The organism is Actinoplanes philippinensis, from assembly GCF_900113015.1.
Classification (GTDB): domain Bacteria; phylum Actinomycetota; class Actinomycetes; order Mycobacteriales; family Micromonosporaceae; genus Actinoplanes; species Actinoplanes philippinensis.
Genome location: NZ_FONV01000041.1, coordinates 1 through 23385 on the forward strand (window position 1 = coordinate 1; position 23385 = coordinate 23385).

Sequence of the window (23385 nt, forward strand, 5' to 3'; positions counted from 1 at the left end):
CCCGAAGAGGTCACCGCCGCGGCAGCGGCGAGCCTTCCATCAGCACAAAGCTAAACAAAATCAAGAAACTGTCTCAGTTGACTTGACAGGTTCCGGAGCGCCACCACGGCGAAGGGACCGGCGGCACCGCAAGGGAGCCAGTAACACGGGGAAGGGGACCGGCACCACTGCGGTGGAGCTGGCGGCACCGTGAAGGCGCCGGTGTCAGGGACGCCCGACAAATGGCCCCTTTTGGAGCTCGTGTCCAGAAAGGGTTCAGTTCTCGGGCGCCTTCGACAACCGGCACCAAGGCAAAGAGGCCAGCGACACAGCAAGAAGGCAAACGGCACAGCAAGAGGCCAGCAGCACAGCAAAGAGGCCAGCGCCACCGCACAGCGGCTGGCGGCAGAGGCTGATGCAACTACGAAAGAGGCTGAAGCAACCCTGAAACAGAGCGCGCCGATCAACCCCAAACGGTGGAGACCGTAGCCCTACTCCACAAACCGCCCGGATTGCGGAACCATTATTAGCGAGAGCAGACGGTGAGGCCGCTTCGTGACGATCACCATCGACGAAGCCGACGCTGGCACAAAGCGTGCCGCAGCACCGGCTCCGAAACGATCATGGAGTGGGTCTCATAGCCTGAGAACAGTCATGAGGCGAGACGAAATCCCAAGAGATCACGAAGTGGAACGAAACGCTTGTGAAGGTTCGCACGGATCGGGGTGAAATCCTTCAAGGAAGATCGCGAAGTGCGGCGTCAGCCGAGAATGGCGGCCGCCAGCACGATCCCCAGCACAGCGCCGGCAGCACCGGCGGCAGCCGCGTAGAAGCCGAGCGGCCGGTCACCGAGGAACCCACCGACCAGGCCGAGAATAATCGCGACCAGGCCGAACATGAACGGCCAGAACAGCACGGCCAGACCCGCGAAGACGAAGGCGATGATCGTGCAGATACGGGCGGCGGTAACGTTCTGGCGGCTGGTGGTGTACGACATCTCGGGCTCCTCCCCGGCGGCAGTTCCTTGACACCCTCTGTCTACCCACGACGAACGAATACCATGCGTGACCGGCCAGATGCCGCCACGCACGAGTCGACAAGGGACCCGAGGAACGAACTACCGACCGGCACGAAAGAACGCCGCCGAAACGGCCCACGGCGAGCGCCCCATGGCGAGCGACCCACGGCGAGCGGCCTATAGCGAACGACCCACGGCGAACGACCCACGGCGAACGACCCACGGCGAGCGGCCTATAGCGAACGACCCACGGCGAACGACCCACGGCGAACGACCCAGAGAATGGTCCAGGGAAGACCGCCCCATGAAGAACGGCCTCTGAAAAACCCCGACAGACGAAAGTCACGAACACCGGCACCGGTGACCGATCAGGCGAGCATACGAGCGAACTCCTCCGGATCGATCACCGGAATGCCCAGCTGGGCCGCCTTCTTCGCCTTGCTGGTCGTGGTCTCCGAGGTCACCAGAGCGGTCGTCTTGGCCGACACGCTGCTGCTGGCGGACCCGCCGAGGGCTTCGATCCGCTCGCTCACCGTGGTGCGGGTGTAGCCGGGCACCGACCCCGACACCACATAGGTCTGCCCGGCCAGCGGTTTCGCCCCGCCGTCGTCGACGACCTCCATGGTCAGGCCGGACTCGGCGAGCCGATCGATCACGTCGCCCATCGCGGCCAGGCCGTCGACCACGTGCTGCGCCTTGATCAGGCCCATCTTGTCGATCTCGGCGATCTCCTCGACCGAGGCAGCACGCAGCGCCGTCATCGACTTGAATCTGGCGGCCAGCCAGCGGCCGACGCTCCGGCCGGTCATCCGGATGCCGAGGCCGGTGACGACCCGGTTGAACGGCTGCTGCTTGCTGGCCTCGAGCCCGGCGATGATCCGCTCGGCGTTGGACCGGCCCAGCATCACCGTGCCCCCGGCGACCGTCTTGCCGACCGGCAGTTCGGCGATGTCGTCGACGGTCAGCGCATAAAGGTCGGCGACGGTGCGAGCCAGCCCGGCCTCGATCACCGCGTCGCAGAACGAGTCGCCGGCGCCGTCGACGTCGAGGGCTTCCCGGCTGCACCAGTAGGCGAGCGCGTTCGCCGCGGCGCAGGAAGCCGTGTGGCAGCGCCAGAGCAGGCTCGACTTGTCCCACGCCTCGCCGCACTGCGGGCACACGTCGGGCGCCACCCACGGGGTGAGGCCGTGCGGCTGGTCGCCGATCGGTGAGGTCACTCGCGGGATGACGTCGCCGGCGCGCCACACCGCGACCTTCTGCCCGATCGCGAGGCCCTGCTCGGCGACCCATTGCGGGTTGTGCAGGGTGGCCTTGGTGACGGTGGTGCCGCCGACGACGACCGGGTCGATGATGGCGCGCAGGCTGATCCGGCCGGTCCGCCCGACCCGGACCTCGATGTCACGCAGGTAGGTGGACGCGGTGTCCGGCGGATATTTGAAGGCGACCGCCCAATACGGTGTCCGGCTGGCGAGCCCGAGCCGGCGGCGGGTGGACTCGGCGTTGGCCTTGATGACCGCGCCGTCGATCGGGAAAACCAGGCCGGCCCGCTGCCCGCCGATCACCTCGATCGCCGCGTTGACCTGCTCGGCCGTGAGGCACTCGCCGGCCACCTCGGGGATCAGCCGGCAGGCCGCGGGGAAGCCGAGCTCCTCGGCACGGTCCATCCGCCCCAGGTGGGTGCCGGCCGGGTCGACGCCGTCGCCGGTGATCTCGTAGGCGGCGAACGTCATCGGCGCCTCGTAGGACCGGTCGATGCTGCGGATCGCCCCGGCGACGGCCCCGCGCGAGTTGACGAACGCCTTGCCGCCCGCGGCGACCCGGTTGGCGGACGCCGCCTCGAAGTCGTCGACGGTCATGTAGACCTCGCCGCGCACCTCACCGGTCCACGCCACCGCCAGCTCGGCCGGCAGCCCGGCGATGCCGCGCCGCACCTGAGAGGTCACGTCCTCGCCGGTGGCGCCGTCGCCGCGCAGCGCCGCGAGCTGGAGCTTGCCGTCCGCATACTCGGCACGGATCGCGAGACCGTCGAGTTTCACCTCGACCAGGCAGCCGTCACCGCCGAGGGTGGCGACGAACGCCGCCACCTCCTCCGGCGTCTTGATCTTGTCGAGGGAGAGCATGGCCGTCGGGTGTCGCACGTCGCCGCCCGCAGAGGCCCCCGCGGCCACTGCGGTGGTGACGCCCTGATCGTCCCACTCGGGGTGCTCGGCCACCGACGCCGCGATCCGGTCGGCCAGCTCGTCATACTCGGCGTCGGTCATCACCGCGTCGCCGGTGTCGTAATACGCTCGTGCGGCGCCTCGCGCCACCTCGACAGCCTCGTCGAAGTCACCACGGTCCGGGAAAGCCGCGGCGGAACCGCCCGCGGAGGACGAGGAACCGGCGTTTTCCGTCAAACGATTGACCATGCCCGAAGGGTACGGCCAGGGTCCGACAAAATTTCGCCGCTTCAGCTTCACCGCGCCACGGACCGCGCAGAAGACCGTCGGCCGGTCGCCGGGCCGTCAGTCGACATGCCACGCCGGTCGGCCTCCAGCTCGAAACGGACCGCGCAGAAGCAGTCGCCGGGCACTCAAGGGACGTGGCGCGGAGGACAGCCGCCTACTCGAAACGAACCATGCAGAAGCCGTCGCCAGGCCATCAAGCGACGTCGCGCGGAGGACGGTCACCTACTCAAAACGGACCACGCAGAAACCGTCGCCAGGCCATCAAGGGACATGGCACGGAGAACGGCCACCTACTCAAAACGGACCACGCAGAAGCCGCCGCCAGGCCATCAAGCGACATGGCGCGGGGCTCGGCCACCTGCTCGAAACGGTGGCGCCGGCTCCCCGGTGAGGAAGGCCAGGATCCGCCGCACCTGCCCCGGCCTCAGCCCCCGGCTCTCGTCCGGCGCGATGGTCAGCGCCTTCCCCGCCGCTGTCCAGTCGGCGCATTCGCCGGCGTGGTGCCCCACCTCGACGTCATCGGTCCAGACGAGAGGCCGGCCGGACGCGACGACCCGCCGGGCGGCCTCGATCTTGGCCGTGCAGGCGTCCGCACCTTTGACCGGCGCGGTGAACGCCCGGGGCAACTCCGGCAGCCCGAGGGCCTCTTCGAGCGCCTCCGCGTCGCTGCACCAGGTGGTGCACCAGGTCACCTCGGCGAGCCCCTGGTGGTGGACGGCGCGGACGGCTTCGACGAGGCGTGGCTCGTACCGGATCCGGTAGTCATAGGCGTCGGTGGCGGACCAGACCTGCACGATGCAGGGCCGGGTGTGCCACCACCCGGCGCGGAAGGCGTTGATCACGCCGTCGACGTCGAGCAACCAGACCGGTTTCACGTCTTCCCCGATAGCAGTGCGCGGACCCCGGCCACATAGTAGGACGCGTCGGTCTCCGGCAGGAGAAGCCGCTGCAGGATGTAGCCTTGCACGAGGCTGAGCATGGCCGCACCGACCTGGTCGGGCGCCACGTCGGCGGGCAGGTTGCCGGCGTCCTGCCAGCGCCGCGCCACTTCGGCGCAGTGTCCTCGCAGACGGACCACGACGTGGGAGACGCGGGCGAGCACGTCCGGATTACGCAGAGCCTCAGACCATATCTGTACGGCCAGACGCGTCATGTCGGCGCCGATGACGGGGTCGTGGATCAGCCGTCCCGCGACGCCCTCGACCATGGCGCTCGTCACATCGCCCGGCGACGGTGTCGCCTCCTCGGCCAGCAGCTGCTCGAAGACCTGGTCAGCGGTCGACATGACGAACTCGGCGACGGCCCCGATCAGCTCCTCCTTGCTGCGGAAATAGCGGTAGACGGCGCCCGCGGACAGCCCTGACTCGGCGATGATCCCGGCCATCGAGGTGGCGTGGAAACCGTTGTCGGCGAAGAGCCGGGCGGCGGCCGCGAGGATCTCGGCGCGGCGTTCGGCGCGGTGTGACTCGGTGACGCGTGGCATGCACCCCAAGCTAAAACGAACGATCGTTCTTGACAAACCCGAGCAGCGCGTGGAGCCTGAAAAACGAACAACCGTTCTCTTGAAGGAGTCGACATGACCAGCGACAAACCGTCGTCCTGGCCGCAGGTCGCCGCGACGGTCGGGCTGCTCACGGTCATCATCAGCGTGCTGCTCACCGCGTTCGCCTGGCCGGCCGTCCGGTCCACGGTCCACGACGTCCCGATCGCCGTGGCCGGGCCCGCTCCTGCCGTACAACAGGTGGCCGTTGCTCTGGAAAAGCGTCTCCCCGGCGCCTTCGAGATCACCGCGGTGGACAGCACGGCGGCCGCCGAGCAGCTGATCCTCGACCGGGAGGCGTATGGCGCCATCGATCTGAGCAGCGGGAAGCCGCAGGTCGTGACGGCGTCCGCGGCGAGCGCCCCGGTCGCGCAGACCCTGACCACCCTCGCCGCGGGCCTGGCCCAGGGCGAGACCCCCGCCGTCGCCGCCCGCGACCTGGTGCCGCTGCCGGCCGACGACCCGCGCGGCGCCGGGCTGGCAGCCGGAGCGCTGCCCCTGGTGATCGGCGGGATCATGGCCGCCGCCCTGCTCACCGCACGTCTGCGCGGCACCGCTCAGCGGGTCGCCGGCGCGCTGGCCTTCGCGATCACCGGCGGGCTGGCGATGGCCGCGATCCTGCAGTTCTGGCTGGGCTCGCTGAACGGCGACTACCTCGCCAACGCGGGCGGGATCGCGCTGAGCATCGGCGCCACCGCGCTCACCCTGCTCGGCCTGGAGTCACTGCTCGGTGTCGCCGGCCTGGGCCTCGGCGCGGCGACGATGATGCTGGTCGGCAACCCGCTCTCCGGGGTCTCCTCCGCCCCGCAGATGCTGCCGGGCTGGTCCGGCGAGCTCGGCCAACTGCTGCCGCCCGGCGCCGGTGGGTCGCTGCTGCGCTCGACAGCCTTTTTCGACGGCGTCGCCGCGACCCGTCCGGTCGTCGTCCTGTCCGGCTGGCTCGTCCTCGGCGCCCTGCTCTGCCTGGCGAGCGCCCTGCGTTCCGGCCGCCGGCCGGCTCCGGTTGCCGCCGAGCCGGCCACGCGGGAGACCGCGACGGTCTGACCGGCGCACCCGCGAGCGGCCGCCTTCGAAACCGGAGGGCGGCCGCTCGAGGTCTCAGAAATCGTCGTCGAACGTGACGCTTCCGGAGACCCCTACCTGGTACGCCGAAACGCGCCGTTCGAAGAAGTTGGACAATTCCTGGACGTCCTGCAGCTCCATGAACGCGAACGGGTTCCTGCTGCCGTAGACGGGCTCGATGCCGAGCGCCATGAGCCGCCGATCCGCGACATGCTGCAGGTATTCGCGCATGTCGGCCAGGGACAGCCCGCTGACGCCCTGTTCGAGCAGGTCCTCGGCGAACTGCACCTCGCATTCCACCGCTTCGGCGAGCATGTCGCGGACCTGCTGTTCCATTCCGGCGTCGAACAGATCCGGCTCCTCGGCCCGCACCTGGTCGACGACGTCGAAAGCGAACGCCATGTGCATGCTCTCGTCACGGAACACCCAGTTGGTGCCGGACGCCAGCCCCTGCAGGACACCCCGCGACCGCAGGAAGTAGACGTACGCGAAAGCGCCGTAGAAGAACAGCCCCTCGATGCACGCGGCGAAACAGATCACGTTGAGCAGGAACGCCCGCCGGTGTTCCTTTGTCTCCAGCTTGCGCAGGTCGAAGACCGAGTCGATCCACTTGAAGCAGAACTCGGCTTTACGGGCGATCGACGGAATGTTGTCGACCGCCGCGAAGGCGGCCGACCGCTCGCCCGGATCGGGCACATAGGTGTCGAGCAGGTTCAGATAGAACTGAACGTGCACGGCCTCCTCGAACAGCTGCCGCGACAGGTAGAGCCGGCCCTCCGGCGAGTTGACGTGCTGGTAGAGGTTGAGCACCAGGTTGTTCGCGACGATGGTGTCGCCGGTGGCGAAGAACGCGACCAGCCGTGACACCAGGTGCTGTTCGGCGGGCGAGAGGCGCGCCAGGTCGGCGAGGTCGGAGTGCAGGTCGACCTCCTCCACGGTCCAGGTGTTCTTGATGGCGTCCTTGAACCGGTCGAAGAAGTGCGGGTACTTCATCGGCCGCAGGGTCAGATCCATTCCGGGGTCGAGCAGCATTTGAACCTTTTTCAACGTGGCGAGGGCTGGAACGCCCGCGCCTGCCGACAAACGGTGAGGTCTGGCTCGATGCCAGGTTGAAAAAGGTTCATTGGCAGGCCTCACATGATTCGGGGTTTTCCAAGGAGCAGAGTTCGGCTTCGGTCAGCGCCGGGATCAGGGAGACCGGCGCGACCGCCGTCGGGGCCACCGCGACGGTCGCCTGCTGAATGCGCGTCGCCGGGCGCGAGCGCAGGTAGTAGGTCGTCTTCAGGCCGGATTTCCAGGCGTAGAGGTACATCGACGACAACTTGTTGATGGTCGGCGCGGCCAGGAAGAGATTCAGCGACTGGGACTGGTCGATGAACGGGGCACGGGCGGCGGCCAGGTCGATCAGGGCGCGCTGCGGCAGTTCCCACGCGGTGCGGAACAGTTCCTTCACGGCGTCCGGGAGTTCGGCGATGCCCTGGACGGATCCCTCGGCCCGCTTGATCTGCTCGCGGATCTCCGGCGTCCACAGGCCCCGGGACTTCAGTTCCCGTACCAGATAGGTATTGATCTGCAGGAACTCACCGGACATCGTCTCCCGTTTGAAAAGGTTGGAGACCTGCGGCTCGATGCATTCGTAGACGCCCGCGATGGAGGCGATCGTCGCTGTCGGCGCGATCGCGATCAGCAGCGAATTGCGCAGTCCGTGCTCGGCGACGGCAGCCCGGAGAGCGTCCCATCGTTCGGTCTGGGACACCGCGGCGCCCCACAGGTCCGGATGCAGTTCGCCGCGGGCGGCCCGGGTCTCGGAGTACGCCGGATGCGGCCCGAACTGTTCGGCGAGAGAAACCGACGTCTCCAGGGCGGTCAGGAGGATCTCCTCCTGCACCCGGGTCGACAACGCACGGGCCTCGGCCGAGTCGAACGGCAGTCGCAAGGTGAAGAACGCGTCCTGCAGGCCCATCAACCCGAGACCGACCGGACGCCAGCGTGGATTGGACGCCGCGGCCTGATGCGACGGGTAGTAGTTGATGTCGATGACCCGGTCCAGGTAGACGACCGCGGTCCGGACCGTCTCCCTCAGCTTGATCCAGTCAACACCATCAACATTTACGTGCGCGTCAATATTGATCGACCCAAGGTTGCATACAGCCGTCTCGTCGTCATTGTTGACTTCGAGGATCTCGGTGCACAGGTTCGACAGGTGGATCACGTTGCCCGGCTCGGCGGTCTGGTTGGACAACGCGTTCGACCGGTCCTTGAACGTCATCCACCCGTTGCCGGTCTGTGCGAGTGTGCGCATCATCCGGCCGTACAGGTCGCGGGCCTTGACGGTCTTGATCGCCTTCTTCTCCGCCACCCGGTACGCCTCGGTGAACGCGTCACCGAACAGGTCGGGCAGCTCCGGAGCATCCGACGGGTCGATCAGCGACCAGTCCTCATCGGCCTCGACCCGGCGCATGAACTCGTCCGGGATCCAGTTGGCCAGGTTGAGGTTGTGGGTGCGCCGGGACTCCTCGCCGGTGTTGTCGCGCAGTTCGAGGAACTCCTCGATGTCCGGATGCCACGGCTCCAGGTAGACACAGGCCGCGCCCTTGCGCCGGCCGCCCTGGTTGACCGCCGCCACGCCGGCGTCGAGCGTCTTCAGGAACGGGACGATGCCGTTGGACTTCCCGTTCGTGCCGCGGATGAGCGCACCCCGGCCACGGATCCGTGACCAGGCGATGCCGATGCCGCCGGAGAACTTCGACAGTTTCGCGACCTGGTGGTAGCGCTCGTAGATGGAGTCGAGCTCGTCCCGCGGCGAGTCGACGAGGAAACACGACGACATCTGCGTGTGCCGGGTGCCGGAGTTGAACAGGGTCGGTGAGCTGGGCAGATACGCCAGCGACGACATCAGCCGGTAGAAGCCGATCGCCTCGCGCGCGTCCCGGGACAGGCCGCATGCGACACGCAGCAGCCAGTACTGCGGGGTCTCCACGACCAGGCGCGACGTCGGGTGGCGCAGCAGATACCGGTCCGCGACGGTGCGCAGTCCGAAGTACTCGAACCGCAGGTCGCCGGAGAGGTCGACGGCGGCGTCGAGCTTGCGCGCGTTGCGGGCCACGAACGCGGCCGTCTCGTCACCGATCAGGCCCTCGTCGTACGCGTACCGGATCGACTGGCTGAAGCTCGCGACCCCCTGCCCGCGCACCTCCTTGTCGACATAGGCGGCCAGCAGCCGGGCCGCGAGCTTCGAGTACTGCGGCTCCTCACCGATCAGCTCGGCAGCCGTCTGGATGGAGAGCTTGTCCAGCTCAGCGGTGGTGGCTCCGTCGTACAGACCGCTGATGGTCCGGGTCGCCACCCGCAGCGGGTCCACCTCGTCGAGGTCGGCGACCCACAACTCCACCGCGCGAACGATCTTGTTGACGTCGACCGGCTCCAGGTCGCCGTTTCTCTTGCGGACCTGCATCACGTGCCGGCGTTGTTCCGGCACGGCCGTCTGGTGCGGCGTGAGTGTCATGCCCTCTCCTCGCGAGCGGGGCGCGCAGGAGCAGACACCATCGATCCCCGGGCAGGCGGGGACACTGTGGCGTCGGCCGTCCCACGCGGCCTTCGACCGCCGCACACCACGGTGGCATGCGGCGCGCTGGCAGGTCTTCGGACTCGTGGGCGCGACCTCTCGCGAGGTCTCCTACCGGCCGTCGCTTCCCAGGCTCGTGCGAGCCCAGTGCTTCTGTGACGGTTGTCGTTCCCAGTTACCGCTGCGGGGCAGTCCCGGATTTGCACCGGGTTCCCTCTTGCCTCGGACAGGCCGATGTGGCCTGGCCGAACCAGCTGCGAGAGGCACTATATATGGCCACTCTCGGCGACCGTCGACACCACATGGCGTGTCGTTTATATTGGCGGCACGTCAATAAGAGGGGTGGCTCATGGACGCCGCAACCGCTCGCACCCGCATCGCCGAGATCCGCGCCGCCGGCGGCAAGACCACCATCGACGAACTCGACGACCTCTGGGCAGCCCTACCGGCCGTCACGCCCGACGACATCCTCGGCTCCTGGCGGGGCAGCGAATTCGTCAGCGGCCACCGCTTCGAGGGCTACCTGCCGAAGATCCGCTGGCACGGCAAACGCTTCACCTCCCGCACCGACGTCGCCCCGCTGGTCTGCCGCGACGACAACGGCAACCTCTTCGACGACACCGAACGAGCCAAAGGCGGCGCGAGCCTGTGGACCGTCGAGTTCCGCGGCGAGCCCACCGCCACCATGGTCTACGACGGACAGCCGATCCTCGACCACTTCAAACGCATCGACGACCACTCGTTGCTCGGCGTCATGAACGGCAAAGGCGTCCTCGACGACGGCCGGCACTACTACTTCGTTCTCGAGCTGTCCCGGCCGGAAACCGCCAATCCTTCCCACCCCGAAGCCCTCGGTCGTTCGCGCACGGAAATCCTCGACCGTCCGCGCACAGAAGCCCTCGCCCGTCCGCGCACAGAAATCCTCGACCGTCCGCGCACGGAAGCCCTCGGTCGTTCCCACTCGGAAACTGAGTGAGCCGGTGCGCATCCGGGCGGCTCTCGTCGAAACGGCCGGCGGGCCGTTCACCCTTCGTGACCTCGAACTGGAAGCGCCGCGCGCCGACGAGGTGCTGATCCGGGTCACCGCGGCCGGCATCTGCCACACCGACCTCAGCATGCGGCAGCGCTGGCCGGCCCGGATCTCCCCGATGGTCTTCGGTCACGAGGGCGCCGGCGTCGTCGAGGCCGTCGGCGGCGGCGTCACCACGGTCACCGTCGGCGACATGGTTGCGGTCAGTTATCGCAGCTGCGGACTCTGCGAACTCTGCCGGAGCGGCCATCCGGCGTACTGCCTGCTCAGCGACCTCAACATGCGCGGCACCCGTGCCGACGGCAGCACGCCGCTGACCAGCGGCGAAACCAAGGTCTTCGGCAACTTCTTCGGCCAGTCCAGCTTTGCGACCCATCTGCTCGCCTATCAGAGCAACGTGGTACGGGTACCCGCCACCCTGTCACCCACGGTAGCCGCGCCGCTCGGTTGCAGTGTCCAGACCGGCGCTGGAACCGTCCTCAACGTGTTGCGCCCCTCCCCCGGCGACACGGTTGTCGTTTTCGGCTCCGGCAGTGTCGGCCTGTCCGCCGTGATGGCCGCCGTCTCGCTGGGCTGCGAGGTGATCGCCGTCGACCCGATCGCCGCCCGCCGTGAGCTGGCCGCCGAACTGGGCGCCACCGGCACCGAGCCGAAGGCCGCCCACCACGCCATCGACACCACCGGCCGCCCCGACGTGATCGCCCAGGCCCTCGGCCTGCTGCGCCGGCGCGGCACCCTCGCGCTGGTCGGCCTCGGCGGGAAAGCCGAGTTCGACATCAGGACCGTGATGTACAACGGCCTGCGCATCCGCGGTGTGATCGAGGGCGACGCGTCCCCCGCCACGTTCCTGCCGCAACTCGTCGACCTGCACCGGCTCGGCCGGCTGCCGGTGGAGAGACTGATCACCGAGTACCCGTTCGAGGACATCGAATCCGCCGCCCGGGACGCCGCCTCCGGAAAGGTCGTCAAACCGGTCCTGACTTTCGGGTAGACATTGATCCATGACTTATCCACCACCGCGGTATCACGGGGTCACCGGGGAGAAGAGCGCCCTCTACCGGCCCGCGGACACGCCGCCCGAGTACATCTACCCGGACAACGGCACCCGGATCCACCACCTGGCCACAGGCGCTTCCACAGGTGGGCTCTTCGGCCTCTACCGATGGGAGTGCGGACCCGGCGTCACCGGCCCCAACCCGCATTTCCACCGGACGATCAGCGAGTCGTTCTACATCCTGTCCGGTGTGATGAACATCTACAACGGCGAGAAGTGGATCGAAGCGGAACCCGGTGACTGGGTGCACGTGCCGATCGGCGGGATCCACGGATTCAAGAACCGGTCCGGCGCGCCCGTGTCGATGCTGCTGCACTTCTCCCCCGGCGCGCCCCGCGAGAGCTATTTCGAGGGCGTTGCGCACGTCGGCGAGATGACCGAGCAGGAACGCATCGAGTTCTACTCCAAGCACGACAACATCTGGCTGGACTGAACGGTTGCCGGGCTCCCTTCACGGGAGCCCGGGCCGGCCGCCGGTCCACTAGGGTCGGAGCATGACGTCAGCTATCGGCACCAGTGTCTTCGACTCGCTGCGCCTCGACGCCGTGACCGACCAGGAGGCGTTGCGCCAGATCTACCCGCTGCCCGGGGAAGCGGCCGTGCGTAAGCAGATGACCGAACTCACCGAGCAGACCCGCCAGCTGATCGCCTGCTCGTCGCTGGTCCTGATCGCCAGCTTCGACGCCGCCGGCAACTGTGACGTCTCCCCGCGCGGCGGCCCCGTCGGCTTCGTCTCGGTGCTCGACTCTCGGACCGTGGCGATCCCCGACGCGACCGGCAACAAGCGCCTCGACACCCTGCAGAACGTCATCGCGACCGGCCGGGCCGGGCTGCTGTTCATCATTCCGGGCCGCACCACGACGCTCCGGATCAACGGGCGCGCCTGCGTCTCCACCCGTCCCGACCTGCTGTCGCAGCTGACCGCCGTGGGCAAACCGCCGGCGAGTGCCCTGGTCGTCGGGATCGACGAGGTCTACCCGCACTGCCCCAAGTCACTGCTGCGCGGCAACGTGTGGAAACCGGAGGAGTGGCTGGCCGCCGACGCCCAGCCCACCTCGGCCGAGGTGACGCTGGCCCAGCTGCGAATGCCGGACCTGACGATCGCCGACATCGAGCAGACGGAGGCGGACGCGCTGAAGTACCGCTACGAGTGACGCGCACCGTTCCGCTCCGCCCGCCGGCCTCACCCGACACGATCGTCCTGGTCGACGGCCGGTGTCTGGACGCTGCTCGACCGACGCTCTACTGACGGCAACCGGATCGTCTGGTCCATCACCAAGTCCGTGACGTAGCGAATTGATGCCGTCAACCCGCCCGAACGACGCGGCCACGCATCAACGCCGCCGACATCAACGTTGAGCCCGTCAACATTGACCGCAAACGTCAATGTTGAGCCGATCAATGTTGATCCCAACGTCAACATCAGCCGGCCAACGTTGACCCCAACGTCAACATCAGCCGGTCAACATTGACCCCAACGTCAACACGAACCGGTCAACGTTGATCCCAGCGCCAACACGACCCGATCAACATTGACCCCAACGTCAACATGAGCACGTGACTGCCATAACGGCTCGAAGGTCGTCAACACTGATAACGACGTCCGGGGCGGGAACGTCAACGTTGGACCTTTGTGGCGCCGGAGCCCGTCATGAGCACCTTCTGGATCAGGGGCACGACAGCCGTACCGTTCGGGATCCGTTTCAGGGAATCGCGGCCTGGGCCGCCTCGGCGACCTCAGCCAGGATGGTCGTCGCGCCCGCCTCCGTCGCCAGCGCACGCGCCTCGGCGACCATGCCGGTGGCATCGCGCCCCTCGGCAGCAGCGATGTAGATCAGCCCCACCAGGTTCGCCGCCACGCCGGCCGGGAACCCGTGCTCGCGGCGCAGCGCCGTCGACTCCTCCAGCAGTTCGCGGGCGGCCGTCAGATTGCCCGCCCGATGCTCGGCCACCCCGAGGTGACGCAGCGCGAACGACCTGGTCAGCGGGTCACCGTGCTCGGCCGCACGGCGCAGGTAGGGCACCGCGGCGGTGTCGTCCCGGCGGACCACCTGATGGTAGATGCCGGTCCAGGCGAGCGCCTCGGCCTCGCCGGTCGCGTCGGTGGCGCGGCGGAACAGGGTCACCGCCCGGTCCAGCAGCGGCAGCTCCTCGTCGTGGTCGCCGGTTCCGGTCAGGTAGCGGGCGTGCGCCAGCTTCGCGCGGTTCAGGCAGGTCTCCGCCTCCTGGACGGTCAGCCGGCGGTCGGCCGCGGCCAGTTCGCCCGGGTCGCCGGCGAACGCGGCCCGCTCGTAGGCGTGCGACGGCGTGAACCGTGTGGCCGTACGCCGCAGGTCCTTGCGCATGTGCTGGGTGATCACCTGGTAGCCGGAGGTGCGGTAGAGGTCGGCGGCGGCCGGGTTGGCGCCGAAGACGTTGAGTTCCAACGCGTGCGCCCCTCGCTCGCGGGCCGCCTCCTCGCCCGCGGCCAGCAGCGCCCGGCCCAGGCCACGGCCCCGATGCTCGGCGGACACCTCGATGTCGTAGAGGAAAGCGCAGTCCGGAACGGCACGAGGGTGGGCAAGGCCGATCCACAATCGCCCGACCCGCTCGCCGTCGACAGTGCCGATCAGGGTCAGCATGCCGTCGGTTGCGGCGCCCTGCGGCAGCCGTGCCGCGTTCTCCTCGCGAGCCCGCTCGTAGGCGCCGGCGGCCGGCCAGTTACCGGCCGCAACCTGGTCCTCGGCGTACTCGGTGGCGAGGTCGTGCTGCCATGCCTCGTACTCGCTCGCGGTCATCGGCCGCACGGTCACCGTGGTCATCCGAAAAAGTTTAGGGAGTTCGGTAGAAACCGTGGGGGCCCGTTCGTCATGCCGGTGTCCGAGGTGAGAGGAGCAAGGATCATGGACCTGATCACGGGTACGGGCGTGGCGGTCGCGCTGGTGGTGCCGCTGCCCCGCGAGCAGGTGTGGGAGCTGGTGACCGCTGTGGAACGGGTCGGCGAGTGGAGTCCCGAGGCGACCGGCGGCCGCTGGTGCGCCGAGACCCCGGGTCCGGCCGAGGGTGCTCGGTTCCTCGGGACGAACCGGTTCCCGAACGGCTTCGAGAGCACGGTGACCTGCGTCGTCACCGAGGCGCGCGAGCCGGGGACGTTCGCCTGGGACGTGCTCGACGACAGTGGCGTCACCGGGTCGTCGTGGCGGTACGACCTCTCCGACGGTGAGACGCCGGGCAGCACGATCGTGCGGCAGTCGTTCCGGCACGGACCGGGGATGACCGGCGCGCGGGTGGGCGCGCCCATCGACGGCCGGTTGGCGACACTGTGCAGCAACATGATGACGACGATCACGGCGATGACGGGGGTGGCACGATGAAGTATCTGATGTTGGTGTGTGTGGATCCGGACTTCACGCCCGGCGACGACGACGGGAAACCGGACGTCGACGACTGGGCCGGCGAGATGGACGGCAAGGGGATCCGCCTGATGGGCGACCGGACCCGGCCGGCGAGCGCGGCCACCACGGTCCGGGTGCGCAACCGGGAGTTGCTCGTCACCGACGGGCCGTTCACCGAGACGAAGGACGTGATCGCCGGTTTCGACGTGCTCGAGTGCGAGGACCTGGACCAGGCCATCGAGGTGGCGTCGAAACATCCGATGGCGTGGGCCGGCGCGATCGAGCTGCGGCCGGTCTGGCCCTGGGGTGATGAGTAACGACATCGCCGCGGTCTACGCCGACGGGTGGAGCCGGATCGTCGCCACGATGATCCGGCTCACCGGGGACTGGAGTCTCGCGGAGGAGTGCGCCCAGGAGGCGTTCGCGACGGCGCTGCGGGTGTGGCCGGTGGACGGGGCACCCGATCAGCCGCTGGCCTGGCTGACCACGGTGGCCCGGCGCACCGCGATCGACCGGATGCGACGGGCGGTGGTGGAGCGGGCGAAACTACGGGAGGTGGCGATGGAGCCGGCGCCGTGGACTGTCGACTCGGAGATCCCCGACGACCGGCTGGAGCTCATGTTCACCTGCTGCCATCCGGCGCTCAACGTGGAGGCGCAGGTGGCGCTGACGCTGCGCGGGGTCGCCGGGATGAGCACCGCGGAGATCGCGCGGGCCTTCCTGGTGCCGGAGAAGACCATGGGGCAGCGGCTCTTCCGGGCCAAGCAGCGGATCAGGCAGGCGGGCATCCCGTTCCGTGTGCCGCCCGGGCATCAGTTGCCGGAGCGGCTGTCGGCGGTGCTGCACGTGCTGTATCTGCTGTTCAACGAGGGATACTCGGGTTCCGGGGAGCTGTGCCGGGAGGCGATCCGGATCGGGCGGACCCTGGCGGAGCTGATGCCTGACGAGCCGGAGGCGCTGGGGCTGCTCGCGCTGATGCTGGTGCAGGACGCGCGCCGGGCCGGCCGGACCGGGGCCGACGGGGCGCTGCTGCCGCTGGACGGGCAGGACCGGAGCCGATGGGACCGGGCCCGGATCGAGGAGGGCGCCGCTCTCTGCGAGCGGGCGCTGCGCCGGGGCCGGGCCGGGGCGTTTCAGCTGCAGGCGGCGATCGCGGTGTGTCATGCGACGGCGAGCGGTGTGGACGAGACGGACTGGCCGCAGATCGCCGGACTCTACGACCATTTGCGGCGGGTCGCGCCGAGCCCCGTGGTGGACCTCAACCGGGCGGTCGCCGTCGCCATGGCCACCGGGCCGGAGGCGGGGCTCGCCCTGGTCGACGCGATCGACGGGCTGGACGGCTATCACCTGCTGCACGCCACCCGCGCCGACCTGCTGCGACGGGCCGGCCGCGACGACGAGGCGGCCGGCAGCTGGCGTCGCGCGCTGGACCTGGCGCCCACCGAAGCGGAGCGGCGGCTGCTCAGCGACCGGCTAGCAGCCGCTCAGCGAACCGGGCCTCGAACAGCGCCGCCCACCGGGCCACCGCCGGGAGGGTGACCATGAACGCCACCGCGAGGAGGCCGTAGAAGGCGACGTTGGTCAGGTAGGCGTCGCCGAAGCCGAGCAGCTCGGGCAGCTCGTTGTTGTCGCGGGGCAGCGCCCAGCCCCACAGGGCCCAGCTGAGGCCGCCGAGCACGGCGGCGCACCAGGTCGCGACCACGGTGAAGGAGATCGAGCTGGGGATCCAGCGCAGGCCGGCGTGCGCCAGGTCGCGCCAGGTCTGCGCGTCGGCGAGCACCGCGAACAGCCGCGCGGGGAGGGTGGCGGCCGTCGCCGAACGGTAGGAGGGGGTGGGGATCTCCCGCTCCAGGATCGGCGCGATGCGCTCGCGCTCCGCGGTGGCGAAGCCGCGGGCCTGCATCAGGGCGAAGAAGCTCAGCGGCACGCCCACCCACAGGACGGCCAGGCCGAGCCCGACCGACAGCGCGGTGACGCAGACCAGTGTCGCGGCGAGCGCCAGAGGCAGGCCGGACAGGACATAGCGGGTGTCGGCGGCCAGCCGGGGCAGGACACGGGCGACCGGGGCGGGTGTGAGAACCGGTTCGAGCTGCGTCGTCGTCATGCTGTCGACGCTATGCAGCACGAGGTCCGTTGTGGATACAGCGGCCCCTAGGGTTGAGGGTAGTGCTGGCACTACCCTCAACCGGCCGAACGGACATCTCCGCAGGTCATCGCGGGAGCCGACGCCGACGGAGAAGGCTCGTCGGCGGGCGGCTCCGAAAGCGGCGCCGCGGGGACGGCAGGCTCATCGGCAGGCGGCTCCGAAAGCGGCGCCGCGGGGGCGGCAGGCTCGGCCGGGATGGCGGCGATGCCGGCGAGGATCAGCACGCCGCCGGCCATCTGCAGCGGCGTGAGCTGCTCCCCCACCACGATCCAGGCGAGGATCGACGCGAACACGACCTCCAGCAACCCGACGAACGACGCCAGCCGGGACCCGAGCCGCCCGGAGCCGAAGATGCCGGTCGCATACGCCACAGCGGTCCCGAAGAACGCCACCACCAGCAGCGGCACCCACCACGGGACGACCGCCCCGAGCAGCGGAACCGTGCCGAACCGCATCTGGATCGGAACGATCCCGACGACGCCGGCCAGCCCGAGGGTGAGGCCGCCGAGCAGCAGCCCGGCGCCGGCGAGCGCGACGGGAGGCAGCCCGTCGGCGGGCCGGGCGGCGACCACGAAGTAGACCGCGCATCCGACGGCGGCGGCGAACGCGAGCGCCACCCCGGCCGGGTCGACGGCGCCGAGCGCGCCGGGCCCGATCACCAGCACCAGGCCGCCGATGGCGAGGACCGAACCGAGCAGCACCATCGGCCGGGGCACCCGCCGGGTGGTGACGGCGACCCAGACGACCAGCAGCAGCGGCGCCAGATATTCGACGAGCAGGGCCGTGGACACCGGGATGAGGCGGATCGCGGCGAAGTACGTGAGCTGCGTGAACGCGACAGCGATGACGCCCATGCCGGCGATCCGCCAGCGGCCGCGCCACAGTGAGCCCCACCGGCCGCGCAATGAGAACAGCACGAGCGGCAGCAGCAGGAGGCCGGCCACGATCGCGCGGGCGGTGACCGCGGCGGCCGGTGACCAGCCGGCCTCGAGCAGCGGTTTGATGAACGCGCCGGAGGTGGCGAAGGTGGCGGCCGAGGTGACCGCGGCGGCCAGCCCGACGAGCTGCGGCGATTTCACGACAACCCCCAGTGATGGGCTAAATTGCTTACACCCCTGACGCTAGGCCGCCCAGGATAAGGAGTCAAATTGCTTTTTGCCCCTGACACCGAGGAGGCGCTGCACTTCGTCGTGGACCTCGCCAACACCGCGGAAGGCGCCTCCCGCTCCGGCGCCGACGAGCTCACCACCCTCACCGAGCTCGATGCGCTGCTGGTCGCCTACTCCGGCCGCAAGGACCGCGACCAGGCCGAGCTGGACGCCGTCCGGGAGACGCGGAACCTGTTGCGCGAGGTGTGGACGCTGGATCGCGACGACGCCGTCGAGGCGGTCAACCGGATGCTGCGCGAGGCGCACGCCGTGCCGTACCTCACTCGCCACGACGGCTCCGACTGGCACATCCACGCCACCGAGCCGGACGCGCCACTGGCCGAGCGGATCCGCGTCGAGGCCGCGATGGCCCTGATCGACGTGATCCGGATGGACGAGACCGGCCGCCTGCGTGTCTGCGACGCCGACGACTGCGCCGGCCTGTTCATCGATCTGTCCCGCAACGGCTCGAAACGCTTCTGCTCGGTCCGGTGCGGCAATCGCGTCAACATGACGGCCTTCCGGGCAAGACAAAAACAATGATTCGGTACGGCCACGCCGGGTCCCGAACCTACCCCGCGACGCAGGCGCCCGGTCCCGGCCGACAACGCGGCCGCCGGGGTGTATGCGGTGGTCCCGGCAAACCCCCGGGACCGGTCACGCGCTCGCCGGAGCGACCGGCGCGCTCCGGCAGGTCGCGCAGCGGATCGCGGCCACCCCGACGGCGGCGGTCACCGGGCCGACGGCGAACCGGCAGTGAAACACCGGGTCACGGCTGGCGGAAGTAGCCCCCGGTCGACTCGCCGCCCGGTGCGCTCGCCACACAGTGCAGTGTGGTGTCGGCGCCGACCGGAATCGGCCAGACGTCCCGCCGCCATTTGCGGGTCTTCGCCGGCTCGGTGCTGCGCGACGCCATCGCCTGCTCGGAACAGGCCTCGGCGAGCCCGGTCCGCTCGATCAGCGGATCCGCGTCGTCGATGCGCACCCCACCGGCCGGCATCGGCACCGCCCGGAACGTCTCCCAGTAGTGCGGCTCGGCGCAGTCCACCGGGCGGGGCGCCACCGCGATCCCGCTGTTGGCGGTCAGCCCGCCCCAGCACATCGGGTCCACCGGACAGTAGGCGTCACCGCACGTCACGAAACCTTGCGGCTCCCAGTCCTGGCCCTGCTTCCCACCCGTCGCGGACGTCGCGGGGACCTGCATGGTGGCCTCGCCCTTGTCATCCTTCGAGAGCAGGCCCCAGGCCAGGACGCCGACGACCGCGAGCAGCACCACGGACAGGGCGGCGAGCAGCACCGGCAGCCGCTTCGGTGACGGCGACGACGGCACGGGCCGCGACGACGGCATGGACACGGACGCGGGTACGGCCACCGATCCGAGCACCGAGTCACGGGCGGCGGCGCCGAACGCGGCAGCCGACGGCCAGCGGTCCTTCGGCTCGATCGCCAGGGCCCGCTCGACAGCCGCCTGGACCGGCACCGGCAGGGTGACCTTGATCGTGCGCGGGCCCTCCTGCAGCCGCTGCAGCGCCACCGCATACGGGTTGTCACCGACGAACGGCTTCTCCCCGGCCAGGCACTCGTAGGCGACGAGGCCGAGCGAATACACATCGCTGAGGGCGCCGGCGGGCTCACCGCGCACCTGCTCCGGGGAGAGGTAGGTCGGCGTACCGAGAATGGCTCCGGAGACCGTGAGGCGGCTGGCCGCCTCGTGCCGGGCGATGCCGAAATCGGTGAGGACCACCGACCCGTTGCGGCGGACCAGCAGATTCGCCGGTTTGATGTCGCGGTGCACGAGGCCCTCGTCGTGGACCGCCTGCAGCCCGATGGCGGCCTGCTCGATCAGCCGCATCGTCTCGTCGGGCGCGATCCGCCCCTCCCGGGCCAGCCGCTGCGCCAGCGACTCACCGTCGACGAACTCCATCACCAGGTAGTGGACCCCCTGGTCACGGCCGAAGTCATGGATCGAGGCGACGGCCGGATGGTTGACCCGGGCCATCGAGGTGGCCTCCGACTCGAACCGCCTGGCGAAATCCGGGTCGCCGGCGACCGCGGGCAACATGACCTTGACCGCGACGGTACGCCGGAGCACCTCGTCGACGGCCAGCCACACCTCCCCCATCCCGCCCGCGCCGAGGCGCTGCTGGAGGAGGTAACGGTTCCCGAGTCGCGCACCGGCCTGAAGCACCGCGACAGCTTAGAGGCCACCCACCGGCACCAGGTATCCGGCGAGCGCCTTGTTTCCGGACCCGGCCGGAGCCGGCAGCCCGGGGCAGGGACGCCACCCTGCCCCGGGGTGTGATCAGCTGGCGTCGGCCAGCGCGGCGAGAGCCTGGGCGGCCCGGAAGTACTTGTTGCGGCCCAGCTCGCCGATGGTCTTGACGCCGAGGGCGTCGCGGATCAGCTTGCCCCCGGACTCGCTCACACCGGCCAGCGCCTCGACCGGGGCGTTCAGGATCTCTTCCAGGGTCTTGTCCTGGTACGCCTTGTCCAGCACCTTCTGCAGGTCGGCGGTGACAGCCACGTTTCCTCCATGGAACGTCGACAGTGGATCTTCCGGGCGCGCAGCCTACTTGATCATTTTCGGCGGGTACGGGGCGGTAGGGTGCCATCATCGGACCAGCGGAAACAACCGAACGGAGGCTACGGTGGGCGCTACCGAGGCCGGGCTGCTCGACGCCGAGCACCGCCTGCAGCAGGCACAGCGTGACGGCGACGTGAGCGTGCTGGACACGCTGCTCGACGACCGCCTCGTCGCGATCGGCCCGGACGGCACTCGGTTCCGCAAGGAAGACGACCTCGACGCGTACCGGTCCGGCAGCTCGACGATCGACACGCTCGTCGAGGAGGACCTCGAGGTCGTGGTGGCCGGCTCGACCGGGGCGACGTTCGCCCTCTGCGCGGTGGCCGGCACCTTCAACGGTGAGCCTTTCCTGGCCCGGCTCCGCTACGCCCGCACGTGGGCGTTCGACGAGTCCACCGGCTGGCGCATCGTCGCCGCCCAGCTCTCCCCCGCCTGACGACCCGGGCGGGGCGCTACCCGGCGCGCAGCTCGCCTCCGCCCGGCCGGCTGTGCCGGACGCTACCCGGCGCAGCTCGCCTCCGCCTGGCCAGCTGTGCCGGAAGCTACCCGGCGCGCAGCTCGCGCAGCACCTCGGCGGCCTCGGCACGCAGCTCTGCCGGGCAACCCCAGTAGTCGTAGATGCCGCCCCGGTCGCTGTTCTGGCCGCAGACGACGAACACGCCCGTACCCAATCGGCGTTTGAGCTCCGTGGCCAGCCACCCCACGAACCCGCTGTTGTCCATCTCCGGCGGGAAGTGGAACGAGAAGAGCGCGAAGCGCTCGCCGGCGGACGGCCCGGCGGGCGCCAGCCAGGACCAGCGGTCGTCGTCCCGGACCACCGCCAGCAGATCGGCCGTCAGGGCCGGCGGGTCGGTCAGCGGCGCCTCGAAGAACGACCACTCCCCGTCGAACGTGCGCAGCCGTGCGGCCGCGATGACCCCGCGCAGCCGCTGCCAGGTCTGCTCGGGCGACTCCTGGCTGATGCTCACCATCCGCTGATCCTGCACGAACGGCGGCGCCCGCACAGTCGTGTCCGCCACATCCGGCGCGCGGCGATGTCCCGGCGTCCGGCCACGGGTACGGCCGGACGCCCGGCCACGGGGTACGGCCGGACGCCCGGTCACGGAGGTCAGGCGAAGAGGCGGCCCAGATTTTCCGGGGCGAAGAACTCGGCCGGCGACGTGACACCGGAGTTGAGGCGGATGAAGGCGTCCATCTTCTCCTGGTCGCCAGCGATCGCGCCGACCAGCTGGACCATCTGCTCGTCCGGCGGCTGGAGGGAAGCGATGCCGAGCGTCATCTGGTAGAACGGCATCGCCCGGGCGTCCCGGCGGGCCTGGTAGCCGGGAAGGTCGTCGGCGGCGATGGCGTCGGCGAGCAGCTCGGCGTCGAGGAACGCGTCGGTGATGCCCTGCGCGGTGATGTAGTCGCGGGAGTAGCCGGCGTCGCCGACGAGCGCCCAGCCCGGCCCGTACGGCACACGGAAGTAGTTGTGCACCGACGCGCCGACCCAGCGGGCCTCCTGCTTGGCGTCCCGGAACCGCTCCGCCCAGTCCGGAGCCGTCTCGAACATCGCGGCGAACGTGCCGTCGATGTCGTTGCGGTGCTCGGCCAGCTCGGCGTGCGGCCACCCGCCGATCACCATGGTCAGGTCGTCGTTGGTGGGGCACACCGCCCAGCCGCGGCCGGGCCGGCTGTACGCCTCGAACGTCCCGTCCATCGGCAGGTTGGCGAAATACGCGTAGTAGCCGACGGTCAGCGGCGGCCGGTCCTCGTAGGCGGGCGCGCCCACCGCCTTCGCGACCACCGAGTTGCGCCCGTCGGCGCCGACGACGATGCGGGCATGCTCGACCGTCCCGTCCACACCACGGATGCCGGTGACCCGGCCGGCGTCGTCGACCAGCAGCTCGTCGACCGAGTAGCCCTCACGGATCTCGGCGCCGGCGGCCGCGGCCGCGTCCAGGAGGATCTTGTCGAGCAGGATGCGGCGGGGTGCGTACGCATGAGGGTTGTCGGGCGTGCCCGGAGCACCGGAGACGGTGACCGGCCCGAAATCGGTGCTGTATCGCCGGATCGGCGGCACGCCGGTCGCGACGACCTGGTCGAGGACCCCCCACCGGCGCAGCGCGGCGACGCCCGGCGGGTGCAGGACGTGGGTCGACACCGTGTCACTGGGGAACGTGTCACGGTCCACCAGCAGAGTGCGGTATCCGCGGCCGGCCAGCAGCGCGGCCAGCGGGGACCCGGCGACGCGCGCCCCCACCACGATCACATCGTATGTCGTCATCGGATTCCTCCGTGGATACTCCGGCCTTCAGGCCGGAGAGGAAGCGGATTTCCTGCGAAGCAGGTCAGGGGTAGCCCATTCGCCGTCAAGGCGAACTCGGCGTCCACCCTCAGACTGCCCGCAGAAGTGGTGGCAAACAAGCGTGCTAACTTGTGAAGCATGTCCGGGCGCG

General features: G+C 69.6%; 24 protein-coding genes and 1 riboswitch. Of the genes, 10 read left to right on the forward strand and 14 right to left on the reverse strand.

All coding sequences use genetic code 11. The annotated features are described in order from the left end of the window. Positions 1 to 739 precede the first annotated feature (739 nt). From BM290_RS46545 to BM290_RS46560, 4 genes are all read right to left on the reverse strand, one after another. Positions 740 to 976 (reverse strand): hypothetical protein, encoded by a 237-nt coding sequence (locus tag BM290_RS46545; protein ID WP_093622440.1) that lies wholly within the window; start codon positions 974 to 976, stop codon positions 740 to 742. Positions 977 to 1365: 389 nt separating this feature from the next. After that, complete coding sequence (gene ligA / locus BM290_RS46550) at positions 1366 to 3405, reverse strand: NAD-dependent DNA ligase LigA (RefSeq protein WP_093622441.1); 2040 nt, start codon at positions 3403 to 3405, stop codon at positions 1366 to 1368. A 368-nt stretch (positions 3406 to 3773) separates the two neighbouring features. Beyond that, positions 3774 to 4319, reverse strand: coding sequence for a hypothetical protein (locus BM290_RS46555; protein WP_093622442.1), 546 nt, complete (start codon positions 4317 to 4319; stop codon positions 3774 to 3776). After that, the gene (locus BM290_RS46560; protein WP_093622443.1) at positions 4316 to 4927 is read right to left on the reverse strand and encodes a TetR/AcrR family transcriptional regulator; all 612 of its coding nucleotides are present in this window, start codon (positions 4925 to 4927) and stop codon (positions 4316 to 4318) included. Before BM290_RS46560 ends, BM290_RS46555 begins: the two co-directional genes overlap by 4 nt. A 93-nt stretch (positions 4928 to 5020) precedes the next feature. Between BM290_RS46560 and BM290_RS46565 the strand changes: the two genes are divergently transcribed. Continuing rightward, a complete protein-coding gene (locus tag BM290_RS46565) occupies positions 5021 to 6028 on the forward strand; it encodes a hypothetical protein (RefSeq protein ID WP_093622444.1) in 1008 nt (335 codons plus the stop codon). Positions 6029 to 6082: 54 nt separating this feature from the next. Here BM290_RS46565 and BM290_RS46570 read toward each other — a convergent pair whose 3' ends face one another. Beyond that, on the reverse strand, positions 6083 to 7078 hold the full coding sequence (locus tag BM290_RS46570; RefSeq protein ID WP_093622445.1) for a ribonucleotide-diphosphate reductase subunit beta: 996 nt from the start codon (positions 7076 to 7078) through the stop codon (positions 6083 to 6085). An 88-nt stretch (positions 7079 to 7166) separates the two neighbouring features. Further along, positions 7167 to 9551, reverse strand: a complete 2385-nt coding sequence (locus tag BM290_RS46575) for a ribonucleoside-diphosphate reductase subunit alpha (protein ID WP_093622446.1) — start codon at positions 9549 to 9551, stop codon at positions 7167 to 7169. A 111-nt stretch (positions 9552 to 9662) separates the two neighbouring features. After that, positions 9663 to 9881: riboswitch (cobalamin riboswitch) on the reverse strand. A 79-nt stretch (positions 9882 to 9960) separates the two neighbouring features. On the opposite strand from BM290_RS46575, the gene BM290_RS46580 reads away from it, so the two are divergent. From BM290_RS46580 to BM290_RS46595, 4 genes are all read left to right on the forward strand, one after another. Next, positions 9961 to 10587: a DUF4334 domain-containing protein gene (locus BM290_RS46580; protein WP_093622447.1), complete on the forward strand. Its 627-nt coding sequence runs from the start codon at positions 9961 to 9963 to the stop codon at positions 10585 to 10587. A 4-nt stretch (positions 10588 to 10591) separates the two neighbouring features. Then, positions 10592 to 11632, forward strand: coding sequence for an NAD(P)-dependent alcohol dehydrogenase (locus BM290_RS46585; RefSeq protein WP_093622448.1), 1041 nt, complete (start codon positions 10592 to 10594; stop codon positions 11630 to 11632). Between the two features lie 10 nt (positions 11633 to 11642). Further along, positions 11643 to 12128, forward strand: a complete 486-nt coding sequence (locus BM290_RS46590; protein ID WP_093622449.1) for a cupin domain-containing protein — start codon at positions 11643 to 11645, stop codon at positions 12126 to 12128. Between the two features lie 61 nt (positions 12129 to 12189). Continuing rightward, positions 12190 to 12849 carry an MSMEG_1061 family FMN-dependent PPOX-type flavoprotein gene (locus tag BM290_RS46595; protein ID WP_093622450.1) on the forward strand — a complete coding sequence of 220 codons (660 nt, stop codon included), beginning with the start codon at positions 12190 to 12192 and terminating at the stop codon, positions 12847 to 12849. 29 nt (positions 12850 to 12878) lie between these two features. Here the strand turns inward: BM290_RS46595 and BM290_RS47970 are convergent, their stop codons facing one another. Both BM290_RS47970 and BM290_RS50510 read right to left on the reverse strand, forming a co-directional pair. After that, positions 12879 to 13118, reverse strand: coding sequence for a hypothetical protein (locus BM290_RS47970; protein ID WP_143134227.1), 240 nt, complete (start codon positions 13116 to 13118; stop codon positions 12879 to 12881). Positions 13119 to 13398: 280 nt separating this feature from the next. Then, the gene (locus tag BM290_RS50510) at positions 13399 to 14496 is read right to left on the reverse strand and encodes a GNAT family N-acetyltransferase (RefSeq protein ID WP_239144147.1); all 1098 of its coding nucleotides are present in this window, start codon (positions 14494 to 14496) and stop codon (positions 13399 to 13401) included. A gap of 81 nt (positions 14497 to 14577) precedes the next feature. On the opposite strand from BM290_RS50510, the gene BM290_RS46605 reads away from it, so the two are divergent. Genes BM290_RS46605 through BM290_RS46615 form a run of 3 tightly spaced genes read left to right on the forward strand, consistent with a single transcriptional unit; the run spans position 14578 to position 16608 of the window. Beyond that, a complete protein-coding gene (locus BM290_RS46605) occupies positions 14578 to 15048 on the forward strand; it encodes an SRPBCC family protein (protein WP_093622451.1) in 471 nt (156 codons plus the stop codon). Next, entirely contained in the window at positions 15045 to 15386 is a 342-nt protein-coding gene (locus BM290_RS46610) for a YciI family protein (protein WP_093622452.1), read from the forward strand. The genes BM290_RS46605 and BM290_RS46610 overlap by 4 nt, the downstream gene beginning before the upstream one ends. Beyond that, on the forward strand, positions 15379 to 16608 hold the full coding sequence (locus tag BM290_RS46615; RefSeq protein WP_093622453.1) for an RNA polymerase sigma factor: 1230 nt from the start codon (positions 15379 to 15381) through the stop codon (positions 16606 to 16608). The genes BM290_RS46610 and BM290_RS46615 overlap by 8 nt, the downstream gene beginning before the upstream one ends. On the opposite strand, the gene BM290_RS46620 is transcribed toward BM290_RS46615, so the two are convergent. Then, positions 16532 to 17173, reverse strand: a complete 642-nt coding sequence (locus BM290_RS46620) for a sensor domain-containing protein (protein ID WP_093622454.1) — start codon at positions 17171 to 17173, stop codon at positions 16532 to 16534. The two genes, BM290_RS46615 and BM290_RS46620, sit on opposite strands and share 77 nt — an antisense overlap. Positions 17174 to 17250: 77 nt before the next feature. Then, positions 17251 to 18294, reverse strand: a complete 1044-nt coding sequence (locus BM290_RS46625; protein WP_244903965.1) for an EamA family transporter — start codon at positions 18292 to 18294, stop codon at positions 17251 to 17253. 69 nt (positions 18295 to 18363) lie between these two features. Here BM290_RS46625 and BM290_RS46630 point away from each other — a divergent pair, with 69 nt between their 5' ends. Then, entirely contained in the window at positions 18364 to 18906 is a 543-nt protein-coding gene (locus BM290_RS46630) for a CGNR zinc finger domain-containing protein (RefSeq protein ID WP_093622456.1), read from the forward strand. Positions 18907 to 19132: 226 nt separating this feature from the next. Here BM290_RS46630 and BM290_RS46635 read toward each other — a convergent pair whose 3' ends face one another. Further along, positions 19133 to 20551, reverse strand: coding sequence for a serine/threonine-protein kinase (locus BM290_RS46635; protein ID WP_143134228.1), 1419 nt, complete (start codon positions 20549 to 20551; stop codon positions 19133 to 19135). Positions 20552 to 20665: 114 nt separating this feature from the next. Then, complete coding sequence (locus BM290_RS46640; protein WP_093622458.1) at positions 20666 to 20887, reverse strand: hypothetical protein; 222 nt, start codon at positions 20885 to 20887, stop codon at positions 20666 to 20668. Positions 20888 to 21011: 124 nt separating this feature from the next. On the opposite strand from BM290_RS46640, the gene BM290_RS46645 reads away from it, so the two are divergent. Next, complete coding sequence (locus tag BM290_RS46645; RefSeq protein WP_239144149.1) at positions 21012 to 21383, forward strand: nuclear transport factor 2 family protein; 372 nt, start codon at positions 21012 to 21014, stop codon at positions 21381 to 21383. Between the two features lie 106 nt (positions 21384 to 21489). Here BM290_RS46645 and BM290_RS46650 read toward each other — a convergent pair whose 3' ends face one another. Beyond that, the gene (locus BM290_RS46650) at positions 21490 to 22050 is read right to left on the reverse strand and encodes a DUF6196 family protein (protein WP_203779929.1); all 561 of its coding nucleotides are present in this window, start codon (positions 22048 to 22050) and stop codon (positions 21490 to 21492) included. A gap of 5 nt (positions 22051 to 22055) precedes the next feature. Then, a complete protein-coding gene (locus BM290_RS46655; RefSeq protein ID WP_093622459.1) occupies positions 22056 to 23213 on the reverse strand; it encodes an FAD-dependent oxidoreductase in 1158 nt (385 codons plus the stop codon). Between the last annotated feature and the right edge of the window lie 172 nt (positions 23214 to 23385).

What these genes read in the sequence shown, in the direction of transcription:
- BM290_RS46545 (WP_093622440.1), bottom strand. Translation starts at nt 976, where the DNA reads ATGTCGTACACCACCAGCCGCCAGAACGTTACCGCCGCCCGTATCTGC.
- ligA (WP_093622441.1), bottom strand. Translation starts at nt 3,405, where the DNA reads ATGGTCAATCGTTTGACGGAAAACGCCGGTTCCTCGTCCTCCGCGGGC.
- BM290_RS46560 (WP_093622443.1), bottom strand. Translation starts at nt 4,927, where the DNA reads ATGCCACGCGTCACCGAGTCACACCGCGCCGAACGCCGCGCCGAGATC.
- BM290_RS46565 (WP_093622444.1), top strand. Translation starts at nt 5,021, where the DNA reads ATGACCAGCGACAAACCGTCGTCCTGGCCGCAGGTCGCCGCGACGGTC.
- BM290_RS46570 (WP_093622445.1), bottom strand. Translation starts at nt 7,078, where the DNA reads ATGCTGCTCGACCCCGGAATGGATCTGACCCTGCGGCCGATGAAGTAC.
- BM290_RS46575 (WP_093622446.1), bottom strand. Translation starts at nt 9,551, where the DNA reads ATGACACTCACGCCGCACCAGACGGCCGTGCCGGAACAACGCCGGCAC.
- BM290_RS46580 (WP_093622447.1), top strand. Translation starts at nt 9,961, where the DNA reads ATGGACGCCGCAACCGCTCGCACCCGCATCGCCGAGATCCGCGCCGCC.
- BM290_RS46590 (WP_093622449.1), top strand. Translation starts at nt 11,643, where the DNA reads ATGACTTATCCACCACCGCGGTATCACGGGGTCACCGGGGAGAAGAGC.
- BM290_RS46595 (WP_093622450.1), top strand. Translation starts at nt 12,190, where the DNA reads ATGACGTCAGCTATCGGCACCAGTGTCTTCGACTCGCTGCGCCTCGAC.
- BM290_RS47970 (WP_143134227.1), bottom strand. Translation starts at nt 13,118, where the DNA reads ATGTTGACGTTGGGATCAACATTGATCGGCTCAACATTGACGTTTGCG.
- BM290_RS50510 (WP_239144147.1), bottom strand. Translation starts at nt 14,496, where the DNA reads ATGACCACGGTGACCGTGCGGCCGATGACCGCGAGCGAGTACGAGGCA.
- BM290_RS46605 (WP_093622451.1), top strand. Translation starts at nt 14,578, where the DNA reads ATGGACCTGATCACGGGTACGGGCGTGGCGGTCGCGCTGGTGGTGCCG.
- BM290_RS46610 (WP_093622452.1), top strand. Translation starts at nt 15,045, where the DNA reads ATGAAGTATCTGATGTTGGTGTGTGTGGATCCGGACTTCACGCCCGGC.
- BM290_RS46615 (WP_093622453.1), top strand. Translation starts at nt 15,379, where the DNA reads ATGAGTAACGACATCGCCGCGGTCTACGCCGACGGGTGGAGCCGGATC.
- BM290_RS46620 (WP_093622454.1), bottom strand. Translation starts at nt 17,173, where the DNA reads ATGACGACGACGCAGCTCGAACCGGTTCTCACACCCGCCCCGGTCGCC.
- BM290_RS46655 (WP_093622459.1), bottom strand. Translation starts at nt 23,213, where the DNA reads ATGACGACATACGATGTGATCGTGGTGGGGGCGCGCGTCGCCGGGTCC.